Raw genomic sequence first — 12851 nt, forward strand, 5'->3', positions numbered from 1 at the left:
CGTGCCGACTAGCCTAATTGCCCGTGCCCTGAAACATCCGCGCATCGGCCGCAGCCTTGCGGATCGCGTTCGATTTATGGACGGTTTCTTGATATTCCGCCTCGGGGTCGCTGTCATAGACGACACCGCCACCGGCCTGAATATAAAGCTTTTCGTCCTGCAACACCGCGGTGCGCAGCGCGATACACATATCCATATCGCCATTCGCGCTGAAATAGCCGCAGCCGCCGCCGTAAACGCCGCGCTTTTCGGGTTCCAGCTCGTCGATGATCTGCATCGCGCGGACCTTGGGCGCGCCGGATACCGTGCCTGCGGGCATGCCTGCGAAAAAGGCGCTTAATGCGTCCTGATCCTCGGCCAGCTCGCCCACCACGTTGGATACGATATGCATCACATGGCTATAGCGTTCGACGATGAATTGCTCGGTCGGGCGCACGCTGCCGATCTTGCTGACCTTGCCGGTATCATTGCGGCCCAGATCAAGCAGCATCAGATGTTCGGCCAGTTCCTTTTGATCGGCTAGCAGATCCGCCTCGTTCGCGTCATCCTGCGCCGGGGTTGCCCCGCGCGGACGGGTGCCTGCGATGGGGCGGATCGTGACCTCGCGCCCAAAGACGCGCACAAGGATTTCGGGGCTGGCCCCGATCACCTGAAAGCCGCCGAAATTGAAAAAGAACATGAAAGGCGACGGGTTGGTGCGCCGCAAGGACCGGTAAAGCGCGAAAGGCGGTTCGCGAAAGTCCTGCGTCCAGCGTTGTGATGGGACCACCTGAAAGATGTCACCGGCGCGGATGTATTCCTTGGCCTTTTCCACCGCCTGCAAATAGCCCTGATGGGTGAAATTCGACACCGGCGGCGCGACAGGGGCGGGATCGGCCAAGGCACGGCTGTGCTGGGGCAGGGACCGGTCCAGCGCGCGCTGCGCATCCATCACCCGTTCGGCGGCCTGCGCATAGGCGGCCTTGGCCGACAGGCCCGCGCGCACATAGGCGGGGGCCACCAGGATCACATCGCCCTTGACCCCGTCCAGCACCGCCACGACCGAGGGGCGCAGCATGATCGCATCGGGCAGGCCAAGCGGGTCGGGGTTCACATCGGGCAGATGTTCGACCAGCCGGATCATATCATAGCCCAGATAGCCGAACAGCCCCGCCGAGGCCGCAGGCAGGCCAGCAGGCAGGGCGATGCGCGATTCGGCAAGGATGGCGCGCAAAGCATCCAGCGGATCGCCCGGCATCACCGTAAAGGCATCGGCATCAAACCGGGCAGAGCGGTTCACCCGCGCACTGGTGCCGTGACATTGCCAGATCAGATCAGGGTTCATCCCGATGATCGAATAGCGCCCGCGGATTTCGCCGCCCGTCACACTTTCCAGCATGAAGGCATTGGTGCCCGCCTCGGACAGTTTCAGCATCAAGGAAACCGGCGTATCCAGATCGGCGGCGATCCTTGTATAGACCACCTGGTTTTCGCCCGCGTCATAGCTGCGGGCAAAGCTGTCATAATCGGGCAATAATGCCATGGCGCACCTATTGAAGCTGGGCGTTGACCGCGTCGACGGTGGCCTGGTTGATGGTGATGCGCGTGGATTGCTGGACCGCTTGCGCATAGGCGTCAAACAGGTCCTGCGCGATGCCTGCGCCGATGGATTGCGTGATCGCCGCGCGCTGGGCGGCTTGGTCGGTCGCGGTCGGGTCGGCCGCGGTGATGGCATCCAGCCGCAGGATCAGCGCGCCGTTGCCTGCGTCCACGACGCGGGCCTCGCCGGGGGTCAGGGCAAAGACCACCTCGTTAAACCCTTCGGGCGTGCCTTCGACAAAGCTGCGCCGGGTCAGGTTGGATTCCACACGCGGGGTCAGGCCCAGTGCGGCCAGGTCGGTGTCGGCGGTCAGCCCGGCTGCGATCTCGGCGGCGCGGGCCAGCACGGCATCCTGCTGGGCCTGCGCCTGCCAGCGGGCGGCGACATCGGCGCGGATCGTGTCCAGCGGCGGCACGCGCGCCGGTGTCACGCCGTCCAGCCGCAGCGCAAAGACGCCGCCATCGGACAGCACCTCGAGCTGGGGAAAGGCGCCTTCGGTCAGCGCTTCGGCGGCGTCGCGGAAATTGTCATAGGCGGCGATGCCCTCGGTGACTTGCGGGGTCCAGCTGATCTGGCCCAGCACCAGATCGGTGCGCTCTGCCAGATCCTCCAGCGTGGCCCCACCGGCCAAAAGATCGGTGATCCGGTCGAAATCATCATTGATCACGCTGCGCGCGGCCTCGGCGGCCAATTCGGCGCGCAGATCGTCAGCGGCCTCTTGCAAGGTGACTTCTTGCGCATTCAGCACCGCATTCACCCGAAACAGAGCCGCCCCCAGCGTGGTCTGAAACGGCCCCACCACATCGCCGGGGCTGGCGGTGAAGACCGCATCAGCGGTGTCGGCGGGCAGGTCATCACGGCCCAGATCGCCCATATCCACATCAGCCAGCGTAAGCCCGCGTTCGGCCACCAGCGCGTCAAATGTCGTCTGTGCCCCCGCCAGCCGGTCGGCGGCAGCTTGGGCTGCGGCGCGATCCGCATAGTTCAGCCGTTCGACAAGGCGGCGTTCGGGCTGGATGAATTCGGCGATCCGGTCTTGATAAAGCGTTTCAATCGCCAGATCGGTGACATCCATCTGGTCCTGGATCATCGCGGGGGTCATCCAGGCATAGGTGATCTCGCGCGCTTCGGGCAGCAAGAACATATCCGGGTTGGCGTCATAGAAGGCGCTGATATCGGCGGCGGTGGCCCCCGGAACCGGCGCGGTCAGCAGCGCGTCGGTGACGCGCAGCAGGGTCACGTCGCGCGCCTCGGCGACATAGCGGACCAACGCATCGGCGGCGGCGGCAGAGCCGGGCACACCGGCAACGACAGAGGCCTGCAACAGGGTGCGGGCCAGATCCTCGCGGATTTCAGCCTCGAATGCGGATTCGCTCTGGCCGGTTTGCTGCAACACGAGGCGATAGGTCTCGCGGTTGAACCCGCCTGCGCCCTGAAAGGCCTGAATGGCGCTGATCCGTTCGAAAACCGCCATGTCACCGGCGGAAATGCCCATCTCTGCGGCCTCGTTATCCAGCGTGCGGGTCTGCACGACCTGCGACAGCGCCTGCCGGTCGATCCCGAAGGCCTGCGCTTGCTGGAATGAAATCTGGCTGCCGAACTGGGCCGAAAGCGCGCGGATCTGCTGGTCCAGCGTGCGCTGATAGGCGGCGACGGTGATGTCTTTTTCGCCGACCGTGCCAAGCGTGCGGATATTGCCGGTCAGCCCGCCGGTGCCAAAGCCCGCCAGCCCGACCAGCACGATCCCGACGATGATCCATGCGCCGATCTTTTTCTTTTTCTTCTCTGCCATGTCACCGCTCCGCCTGAATGATCGCGTCTGAATAAGCGGCGCGGCCCTTGGGTGCAAGGGTCAGACCGTGACCTTGGCAAGCCTGTCAAACAGCGCGCTGATCCCCGCGCGGTCGATATTGGCAAAGGCGATGCGCAGCTGGCGGTCGCCCGCGGGCATATCCTTTGGCATGAACATGGTGCCGGGCAACAGCAAGATACCGGCCTGCGCCACCAGGCGCTGTGCCAGATCGGCCGAGGATATCGCGAAAGGATGTTCCAGATAGGCAAAATAGGCCCCAACCCCCAGCAGGGACCAGCCCTGCGCGGCCAGCGCGGGGAAATGATCGCCGATCGCCGCGCGCCGGTCGAGGATTTCGGCCCGTTCGCCCGCCAGCCAGTCCGACAGGTTCTGCATCCCCCAAAGGGCGGCCCGCTGCCCTATCTGGTTGGGGCAGATCGCCACGGTATCGAGGAATTTCTCGATCTCGGCCATCCGCGCAGGGTTGGTCAGCACCGCGCCGATGCGGTGGCCGGTCAGCCGGTAGGCCTTGGAAAAGGAATAAAGCTGGATCAGCGTGTCATCCCATGCGGGATCGCTGAACAGGTCATGCGGGGCCTGCATGCGGCTGTCGAAATCGCGGTAGGTTTCATCCACGATCAGCGCGATGCCATGTGCGCGGGCCAGATCCATGAAGGCGCGCAATGTGCTGGCGGGATATTCCACGCCGCAGGGGTTATTGGGGCTGACCAGCACGATGGCGCGGGTCCGCTGCGTGATCAGCGCCGCCGCATCCTGCGCGCTGGGCACCATATCCGCGCCGCAGACCAGCGGCACAGTGCCGACCCCGGCCATATCCAGCCACATGCGATGGTTGAAATAATAGGGGACCGGCAGGATCACCTGATCGCCTTCACCGCAAAGTGCGGCAATGGCCGCGGCAAAGGCCTGGTTGCAGCCCGAGGTGATGCCGACCTGATCTGCGGTGATCTGGCCGCCATAGGCCGCCGACCATTGCGCCGCGATTTCATCGCGCAGCGCGGGCAGCCCCAGGACCGGACCATAGAGATGGGCACCGGTATCCTGCATCATGATGCAGGCCACGGCCTCGCGCAGGGCCAGCGGCGGGGCCGCGACGGGGGCGGCCTGGCTGACGTTGATCAGGGGCCGGTCTGCGGGATGCGTCACCCCGTCCAGCCAGCGCCGCGCCGCCATCACGGGCGGGGTGAAGGTGGCGGCGGTGCGGGATCGGGTCATGCGCTGTCCTTTGGGGCGGGCAAAAACTTTGATGCCTCCGGCGGGGATATTTGGGCTCGGAAGATGGGCTGATCAATCCTTGCCGCGGTAAGGTTCGACATATTGCAGCGCCATGTCCCAGGGGAAAAAGATCCATGTGTCCTGCGACACTTCGGTGATGAAGGTCTGGACCTGCGGGCGGCCTTTGGGTTTGGCATAGACCGTTGCGAAATGCGCGCGTGGATAAAGCGCGCGCACCAGTTCCAGCGTCTTGCCGCTGTCGACCAGATCATCGACGATCAGGATGCCGGTGCCATCGCCCATCAAGGCGGCATCGGGGGCCTTGAGCACGCGGGCTTCGGATTGGGTCTGGTTGTCGTAGCTTTTCACGCTGATCGTATCGACAGTGCGGATATCAAGCTCGCGCGCGACGATCATCGCGGGGGCCATGCCGCCACGGGTGATCGCCACCACCGCGCGCCAATTGCCATCGTCGGGCCCATGCCCGTCCAGCCGCCAGGCCAGCGCGCGGCTGTCGCGGTGGATCTGGTCCCAGGAGATGTGAAAGCCTTTTTCATGCGGCAGCCGGTCGGTCATGGCGTCAATCCTTGGTGATATCGGGGGCATCGACGGCTTTCATGCCGACGACATGATAGCCTGCATCGACATGCAGCACCTCGCCGGTGACCGCGCTGGCCAGATCCGACAAAAGGTAGAGCGAGGATTTGCCCACCTCGTCCTGCGTCACGGTGCGCCGCAGGGGCGAGTTATATTCGTTCCATTTCATGATATAGCGGAAATCACCAATGCCCGAGGCCGCCAGCGTCTTGATCGTGCCGGCGCTGATCGCGTTGACGCGGATGTTTTTCTTGCCCAGATCCTCGGCCAGATAGCGGACGGAAGCTTCCAATGCGGCCTTGGCGACGCCCATCACATTGTAATGCGGCATCACCTTTTCGGCGCCGTAATAGGTCAGCGTCAGGCAGGAGCCGCCATCGGTCATCATCTTTTCGGCGCGCTGCACCACGGCGGTGAAGGAATAGACCGAGATATCCATCGACATCAGGAAATTGCTGCGGCTGGTATCGACATAGCGGCCGCGCAATTCGTTCTTGTCGGAAAACCCGATCGCATGGACCACGAAATCGAGCTTGCCCCATTTCGCCTCGAGTGCGGCGAAGAGCGCGTCAATCGAGGCCTCGTCGCCCACATCGCAGGGCAGCACCGTGTCAGAGCCGAGCGATTGCGCCAGCGGCCCGACGCGTTTCTGAAGCGCCTCGCCCTGGTAGGAAAAGGCCAGCTCTGCCCCGGCCTCGGCGCAGGCCTTGGCGATGCCCCAGGCGATGGATTTGTCATTCGCAAGCCCCATGATCAGCCCGCGCTTGCCTTGCATCAATTGTGACGTCATCAGAGCACCCTTCACGATTTGTTTCACGGTCCCTAGCACGGTCATCTGCCGGTTGCCTAGATGCCAGCAACGCGCGCGCCCCACCTTAAAGCGGTTGATACTGGTGGTTTTTGATCCTAAGCCTAGCGATTGGGGTATGGGGAGATCGGAAATGTCTGATCGCGCTGGTATTTTTTCGGGTGACGATCCGTTTGTCCTTGCAGGGCAATGGCTGGCGGCTGCGGCCGAATCAGAAATGTCCGATCCCAATGCAATCGCCTTGGCCACGGTCGATGCCACGGGTCTGCCGAATGTCCGGATGGTGCTTTTGAAAGAGATTGAACCGGACGCCTTTGTTTTTTATACCAATTACGAGAGTCGCAAGGCCGTCGAAATTGATGCGACCGGCAAGGCGGCCTTTGTGATGCATTGGAAATCCCTGGCGCGCCAAATCCGCGTCCGGGGGCTTGTCACGCGCGAGGATGGGCCGATTGCGGATGCATATTATGCGTCCAGATCGCTGCCGAGCCGGATTGGCGCCTGGGCGTCGCGGCAATCGCAGCCGCTTGAATCGCGCGGCATATTGATGGCAGAGGTCGCAAAAAAGACCCTGCAACTGGGAACAAATCCGGCGCGCCCGCATTATTGGGGTGGGTTTCGGATCATTCCGCTTGAAATAGAATTCTGGGCGGATGGTGCTTTTCGTCTACATGACCGGTTCCGCTGGTCGCGTCAGACAAAAGACGACGATTGGAAGATCACCCGCCTGAACCCCTGAGGGTCCGGCAAGCAGATCGGCCCGGATCAGCCTGGTTTGGGGATTGGGGCCTGCGGTGGAACGAAAGTGTATGGGCGCGGGACGGCAGATGTGCCGCGTCAAAAGGAAGATGAGATGGAAACGCAAGAAACCGCCTACCTTCGGCGGGTGCAAGGTCAGGTAAAGTGGTTCGATCCGACAAAGGGTTTCGGCTTTGTCATCGCTGAACTGGGCGGCCCGGATATTTTGCTGCATGCCAATGTGCTGCGCAATTTCGGGCAAGGCTCGGTCGTGGATGGATCGCGGATCGATCTGATGGTGCAGGATACCCAGCGTGGGTTGCAGGCGGTCGAGGTGATCTCGATCACGCCGCCGCATGCGGATGCGGGATTGCCGCTGCGCGATATGTCCGATTTCACCCCCGAGGATATCGCCAAACGCGCGATTGAACCGGCCCGCGTCAAATGGTTCGACAAGGCCAAGGGATTCGGCTTTGCCAATGTCTTTGGCAGTTCGGATGATGTGTTCATCCATATCGAGGTCTTGCGCCGGTCCGGCCTGTCGGATCTGCAATCGGGCGAGGCGATCGGCCTGCGCCTGGTGGATGGCGAACGCGGGCGCATGGCAATCGACGTGGTCGGTTGGGAAGCTGCGGCCAAATGAAATCGCTGATTCTCGCGCTGGTTCTGGGGGCGGTCGCACAGCTGGCCGCCGCCGCCTGCGCCGAGGATCGCGTCACGATTCGGGGCGATTGGGGGCAGGCGACATTCACGGTCGAGATCGCCGATACCCCCGCAACCCGCGCCCGTGGCCTGATGTATGTCGAAACCATGCCGCGCATGGCGGGGATGCTGTTCATCTATGACCGCCCGCAGCCGGTCAGTTTCTGGATGAAAAACACGCTTATTCCGCTTGATATGATCTTTGCCAGCCCCGCAGGCGAGATCCTGCGCGTGCATGAAAATGCCATCCCCGGCGATCTGACACCGATTCCCGGCGGGGACGGCGTGCAGATGGTGCTGGAGATCAATGGCGGGCTGAGCGCGCGGTTGGGAATCGCCGCGGGCGATATCATGCAGCACCCCGCCTTTGGCCCTGACGCAATTTCACCTTGTGGCGAAAAGACCGACAGTTAGGGCTTTTCAAATCAGTTGAGGGGGTCTAAAGACAGCCTCGGTTCGGGGCGTAGCGCAGCCTGGTAGCGCATCTGTTTTGGGAACAGAGGGTCGGGAGTTCGAATCTCTCCGCCCCGACCATAAATCCAAGTTGAAAATCTTAAATGCGGTGATCTGGCAACAGCGCCCCTTGGCTTTGCCGGATCGCGCTTGGCTGTGGCAATTCTGCCCGTTCAACAGGCATATCACGGTATGCAATTCATCCCATCCCCGAGAATGCGCCGCTAAGCCAAACGTTCCAAAGGCTTTCTTTGCGCCACTTCGCCTGCATGTCCTGTGGGCTATTCGGTGGATGAATCATCGCGCTGGCGGGGCTGCATCCCTGCCGCGGGGCGTCAATCGAAATAATCTGTATTTGGTGTTAAAAATGCGTTGACCCACTAGGGATAGATGCGTCACCTTATGCGAGCCGCTCAAACATCACCATATGTTGTGTCGGCACGGGGACGATTCATCAGCCAGGCGCGACGCCGGAACGTGTTTTCTGACAGACCATGCGCTGCATGGCCCTGTCCGGCACCGTCTGATGCAATCAGCTTTGAAGCTTGCGCCGGGAACACGGTGCTTAACAGATGCGGGCCGCAACGTCGGTCATCCAACAAGGGGCAGAGACATGAAGATCGAACGGAATTTCACGACAGACGGCGCGGACGCTTATGCAGCACTGGCGTTCAAGACCACGACCTCCGAGATCCGCAACCCGGATGGCACGATCGTGTTCAAGCTTGATGATTGCGAAATTCCCGCAAGCTGGAGCCAGGTTGCATCCGATGTGATCGCGCAGAAATATTTCCGCAAGGCGGGCGTGCCTTCGGCGACCAAGAAGATCAAGGAAAAGGGCGTGCCTGAATTCCTCTGGCGGTCTGTTCCGGCAAAGGACGCGACTTTTGGCGGCGAAACATCCGCCAAGCAGGTGTTTGACCGTCTGGCCGGGGCCTGGACCTATTGGGGCTGGAAAGGTGGCTATTTCACCACCGAAGAAGATGCGCGCGCCTATTTCGATGAAATGCGTTACATGCTGGCCAGCCAGCGCGCCGCGCCCAACAGCCCGCAATGGTTCAACACCGGCCTGCATTGGGCTTATGGCATCGATGGTCCGGCACAGGGCCATTATTATGTCGATTACCAGACCGGCGAGCTGACCAAATCCACATCTTCCTACGAACATCCCCAGCCGCATGCCTGTTTCATCCAATCCGTCGCTGACGATCTGGTCAATGAAGGCGGCATCATGGATCTGTGGGTGCGCGAAGCCCGCCTGTTCAAATACGGCTCTGGCACCGGCACCAACTTTTCATCCTTGCGCGGCGAGGGCGAGAAATTGTCCGGCGGCGGCAAATCATCGGGCCTGATGGGGTTCCTGAAAATCGGCGACCGTGCGGCCGGTGCGATCAAATCGGGCGGCACCACGCGGCGCGCGGCCAAGATGGTCATCGTCGATGCCGATCACCCCGATATCGAGGAATTCATCAACTGGAAGGTGATCGAGGAGCAAAAGGTTGCTTCCATCGTCGCCGGGTCCAAGATGCATGAACGCTATCTGAACGCGATCTTTGCGGCGATCAAGGCATGGGATGGCTCGTCCGAGGCCGCCTATGACCCCAAGACGAATGAAACGCTGGCGCAGGCCGTCAAGGATGCCAAACGTTCTGCCATCCCTGAAACCTATATCAAGCGCGTGCTGGATTACGCCAAGCAAGGCCATACCAGCATCGAATTCCCGACCTATGACACCGATTGGGATTCGGAAGCCTATTCATCCGTTTCCGGCCAGAATTCCAATAACTCGATCCGCGTGACCGATGCCTTCCTGAAAGCCGTCGAGAATGACGAGATGTGGAAGCTGATCAACCGCAAGAACGGTGAAGTTGCGAAAATAATCAAGGCGCGTGATCTGTGGGAACAGGTGGGCCATGCGGCTTGGGCCTGTGCCGATCCGGGCATCCAGTACCACGACACCGTCAACGCCTGGCATACCTGCCCCGAAGACGGCGCGATCCGCGGATCGAACCCCTGTTCGGAATATATGTTCCTTGACGATACGGCCTGTAACCTTGCCTCCATGAACCTGCTGACCTTCTACAAGGACGGGCAGTTCCAGGTCGAAGATTACATGCATGCCACCCGTCTGTGGACCGTGACGCTGGAAATCTCGGTGATGATGGCGCAATTCCCGTCGAAAGAAATCGCGCAGCGGTCCTATGATTTCCGCACGCTGGGTCTGGGCTATGCCAATATCGGCGGTTTGCTGATGAATATGGGCCTTGGCTATGACAGCGCCGAAGGCCGCGCCATGGGCGCCGCGCTGACCGCGATCATGACCGGCGTATCTTATGCGACATCGGCCGAAATGGCGGGCGAGCTGGGCGCATTCCCCGGCTATGCCAAGAACGCCAAACATATGCTGCGCGTGATCCGCAACCACCGCAACGCCGCCTATGGCAAGGCCGATGGCTATGAGGCGCTGGATGTGAAGCCCGTGCCGCTGGACCATGCCAATTGCCCTGACGACCGTCTGGTCAAGCTGGCCGTCGAAAGCTGGGACGAGGCGCTGCGCCTTGGCGAAAAGCACGGCTATCGCAATGCGCAGGTCAGCGTGATCGCGCCCACCGGCACTATCGGTCTGGTGATGGATTGCGACACGACCGGGATCGAGCCTGATTTCGCGCTGGTGAAATTCAAGAAACTGGCCGGCGGCGGTTATTTCAAGATCATCAACCAATCGGTGCCGGCCGCGCTGGAAAAGCTGGGCTATGGACCGGCCCAGATCGAGGAAATCATCGCCTATGCGGTGGGTCACGGATCAATGGGGCAGGCGCCCGCGATCAACCACACCTCGCTGATCGGGCATGGGTTCGGGCAGGCGGAACTGGATAAGGTCGAAGGGGCTTTGCGGTCCGCTTTCGATATCCGCTTCGTGTTCAACCAATGGACCCTGGGCAGTGATTTCTGCACCAAGACCTTGGGCATCCCCGAGGCCAAGCTGAATGACCCGACCTTTGATCTGCTGCGCCACCTTGGCTATACCAAGCAGGATATCGAGGCCGCCAATGACCATGTCTGCGGCACCATGACGCTCGAAGGCGCGCCATTCCTGCGCGAAGAACATTACAACGTCTTCGATTGCGCCAATCCCTGCGGCAAGAAAGGCAAGCGTTATCTGAGCGTTGACAGCCATATCTATATGATGGCGGCGGCGCAGTCGTTTATCTCGGGCGCGATTTCCAAGACGATCAACATGCCCAATGACGCGACAATCGAGGATTGCCAGAAAGCCTATGAACTGTCGTGGTCGCTGGGTGTGAAGGCCAATGCGCTGTACCGTGACGGATCGAAATTGTCGCAGCCTCTGGCCTCTGCCTTGGTCGAGGATGATGATGACGCGCGCGAGGTGCTGGAAAGCGGCAACCACCATGAAAAGGCCGCCGTGCTGGCCGAAAAGATCGTGGAAAAGATCATCGTTCAGGAAATCCGCAACCGCGAACGCGAAAAGATGCCGCAGCGGCGCAAGGGCTATACCCAAAAGGCCATTGTCGGCGGGCATAAGGTCTATCTGCGCACCGGCGAATATGAAAACGGCCAGCTGGGCGAGATTTTCATCGACATGCATAAGGAAGGCGCCGGTTTCCGCGCGATGATGAACAATTTCGCCATCGCCGTGTCCGTGGGCTTGCAATATGGCGTGCCGCTGGAGGAATTCGTGGATGCCTTCACCTTCACCAAATTCGAACCCGCAGGCATGGTGCAGGGCAATGACAGCATCAAGAATGCGACCTCGATCCTGGATTATATCTTCCGCGAACTCGCTGTCAGCTATCTTGACCGCACCGATCTGGCGCATGTGAAACCCGAAGGGGCGGCCTTTGACGATATCGGCCGGGGCGAGGCGGAAGGTGTTTCCAACGTACGCACGCCCAGCGAAAACGCGGCGTCACGGTCGCTCGAGGTGCTGAAACAGATCTCCTCGACCGGTTATCTGCGCAAGCGGATGCCACAGGACCTGATGGCGCTGCAAACCGGCGTCAGCAATGCCGCCTTGGTCAGCGGCACGGCGACGATGACTGCCGTGGTCACGGAAACCGCGACGCTGTCCGCCCGCGACAAGGCCAAGATGCAAGGCTATGAGGGCGATCCCTGCGGCGAATGCGGCAATTACACGCTGGTGCGCAACGGGACCTGCATGAAGTGCAACACCTGCGGCGGGACCAGCGGCTGCAGCTAAGATTTTTCTGCCGAAAAATCCCACCTCTCCCCAAGAAATTCCTCACGAAATTTCTTGGGGGGCGGCCTTCTCCCTGACTTCTTTTTTCCAAAAATACTCCGGGGTGAGCCCGGACAAAGTCCGGGCGAGGGGCAGCGCCCCCGGATCACGTCCGAGGCAGGCTCCCGGATCACGTCCGGGGCAGGCTCCCGGATCACGTCCGGGGCGGGCTCCCGGATCACGTCCGGGGCGGGCCCCCGGATCACGTCCGGGGCGGGCTCCCGGATCAAGTCTGGGGCAGGCGCCTTACCCCCTCGGGATATCGAACCCCGGTGCCGCCAGCGTGAACCCCGCAAAATCGAACCCCGGTGACACGGTGCAACTGACCAATGTCCAGTCGCCCGTGGTGCGGGCCGCCTGCCAATGCTGTTCGGGCACGATCACTTGCGGAAACTGGCCCGCAGCCAGATCTGGACCAAGCACATGATCCACCGCAGGCCCCGCATCATCGGCGGCCAGCGACAGGATCAGCGGCGCGCCTGCGTGGAAATGCCAGATCTCCACCGCATCGACGCGGTGCCAATGGCTGGCGTCACCGTGTTTGAGCAGGAAATAGATACAGGTCCCGACCGGTCGGCCTGCGTTTTCGGCGACCCATGTCTGGCGGTAATAGCCCCCCTCGGGATGGGGGGCCAGTTGCAGATGGGCGATGATCTCGTCAGCGGTCATACCGGACCTCGTCGGG

At 61.4% G+C, this 12851-nt stretch carries 10 protein-coding genes and 1 tRNA gene; 5 read left to right on the forward strand and 6 right to left on the reverse strand.

Features of this window, described 5'->3' with window-relative positions:
• Positions 1-13: 13 nt before the first annotated feature.
• The 5 genes from trpE to fabI form a co-directional block, all read right to left on the reverse strand.
• On the reverse strand, positions 14-1522 hold the full coding sequence (gene trpE / locus LOKVESSMR4R_RS06200) for an anthranilate synthase component I (RefSeq protein ID WP_087206777.1): 1509 nt from the start codon (positions 1520-1522) through the stop codon (positions 14-16).
• 7 nt (positions 1523-1529) lie between these two features.
• Entirely contained in the window at positions 1530-3371 is a 1842-nt protein-coding gene (locus LOKVESSMR4R_RS06205; RefSeq protein ID WP_087206778.1) for a peptidylprolyl isomerase, read from the reverse strand.
• Between the two features lie 60 nt (positions 3372-3431).
• Positions 3432-4607: an aminotransferase gene (locus tag LOKVESSMR4R_RS06210; protein WP_087206779.1), complete on the reverse strand. Its 1176-nt coding sequence runs from the start codon at positions 4605-4607 to the stop codon at positions 3432-3434.
• Between the two features lie 72 nt (positions 4608-4679).
• Entirely contained in the window at positions 4680-5183 is a 504-nt protein-coding gene (gene gpt / locus LOKVESSMR4R_RS06215) for a xanthine phosphoribosyltransferase (RefSeq protein ID WP_087206780.1), read from the reverse strand.
• A gap of 4 nt (positions 5184-5187) precedes the next feature.
• A complete protein-coding gene (gene fabI, locus LOKVESSMR4R_RS06220; protein WP_087212711.1) occupies positions 5188-5994 on the reverse strand; it encodes an enoyl-ACP reductase FabI in 807 nt (268 codons plus the stop codon).
• 151 nt (positions 5995-6145) lie between these two features.
• Here fabI and pdxH point away from each other — a divergent pair, with 151 nt between their 5' ends.
• From pdxH to LOKVESSMR4R_RS06245, 5 genes are all read left to right on the forward strand, one after another.
• On the forward strand, positions 6146-6751 hold the full coding sequence (gene pdxH / locus LOKVESSMR4R_RS06225; RefSeq protein WP_087206781.1) for a pyridoxamine 5'-phosphate oxidase: 606 nt from the start codon (positions 6146-6148) through the stop codon (positions 6749-6751).
• A gap of 114 nt (positions 6752-6865) precedes the next feature.
• Positions 6866-7393, forward strand: coding sequence for a cold-shock protein (locus LOKVESSMR4R_RS06230; protein ID WP_087212714.1), 528 nt, complete (start codon positions 6866-6868; stop codon positions 7391-7393).
• Positions 7390-7866 carry a DUF192 domain-containing protein gene (locus tag LOKVESSMR4R_RS06235; RefSeq protein ID WP_087206782.1) on the forward strand — a complete coding sequence of 159 codons (477 nt, stop codon included), beginning with the start codon at positions 7390-7392 and terminating at the stop codon, positions 7864-7866. The genes LOKVESSMR4R_RS06230 and LOKVESSMR4R_RS06235 overlap by 4 nt, the downstream gene beginning before the upstream one ends.
• 43 nt (positions 7867-7909) lie before the next feature.
• Positions 7910-7986: transfer RNA gene (locus LOKVESSMR4R_RS06240), tRNA-Pro, on the forward strand.
• A 532-nt stretch (positions 7987-8518) separates the two neighbouring features.
• Positions 8519-12127: a vitamin B12-dependent ribonucleotide reductase gene (locus LOKVESSMR4R_RS06245; RefSeq protein WP_087206783.1), complete on the forward strand. Its 3609-nt coding sequence runs from the start codon at positions 8519-8521 to the stop codon at positions 12125-12127.
• A 285-nt stretch (positions 12128-12412) separates the two neighbouring features.
• Here LOKVESSMR4R_RS06245 and LOKVESSMR4R_RS06250 read toward each other — a convergent pair whose 3' ends face one another.
• Entirely contained in the window at positions 12413-12835 is a 423-nt protein-coding gene (locus tag LOKVESSMR4R_RS06250; RefSeq protein ID WP_087206784.1) for a cupin domain-containing protein, read from the reverse strand.
• Between the last annotated feature and the right edge of the window lie 16 nt (positions 12836-12851).

The sequence above is a fragment of the Yoonia vestfoldensis genome (assembly GCF_002158905.1).
Classification (GTDB): Bacteria; Pseudomonadota; Alphaproteobacteria; order Rhodobacterales; family Rhodobacteraceae; genus Yoonia; species Yoonia vestfoldensis_B.

Excerpts from the sequence above, each read along its gene's own strand:
- LOKVESSMR4R_RS06245 (WP_087206783.1), top strand. The coding sequence starts at position 8,519 with ATGAAGATCGAACGGAATTTCACGACAGACGGCGCGGACGCTTATGCA.
- LOKVESSMR4R_RS06230 (WP_087212714.1), top strand. The coding sequence starts at position 6,866 with ATGGAAACGCAAGAAACCGCCTACCTTCGGCGGGTGCAAGGTCAGGTA.
- LOKVESSMR4R_RS06205 (WP_087206778.1), bottom strand. The coding sequence starts at position 3,371 with ATGGCAGAGAAGAAAAAGAAAAAGATCGGCGCATGGATCATCGTCGGG.
- pdxH (WP_087206781.1), top strand. The coding sequence starts at position 6,146 with ATGTCTGATCGCGCTGGTATTTTTTCGGGTGACGATCCGTTTGTCCTT.
- LOKVESSMR4R_RS06235 (WP_087206782.1), top strand. The coding sequence starts at position 7,390 with ATGAAATCGCTGATTCTCGCGCTGGTTCTGGGGGCGGTCGCACAGCTG.
- gpt (WP_087206780.1), bottom strand. The coding sequence starts at position 5,183 with ATGACCGACCGGCTGCCGCATGAAAAAGGCTTTCACATCTCCTGGGAC.
- trpE (WP_087206777.1), bottom strand. The coding sequence starts at position 1,522 with ATGGCATTATTGCCCGATTATGACAGCTTTGCCCGCAGCTATGACGCG.
- LOKVESSMR4R_RS06210 (WP_087206779.1), bottom strand. The coding sequence starts at position 4,607 with ATGACCCGATCCCGCACCGCCGCCACCTTCACCCCGCCCGTGATGGCG.
- LOKVESSMR4R_RS06250 (WP_087206784.1), bottom strand. The coding sequence starts at position 12,835 with ATGACCGCTGACGAGATCATCGCCCATCTGCAACTGGCCCCCCATCCC.
- fabI (WP_087212711.1), bottom strand. The coding sequence starts at position 5,994 with ATGACGTCACAATTGATGCAAGGCAAGCGCGGGCTGATCATGGGGCTT.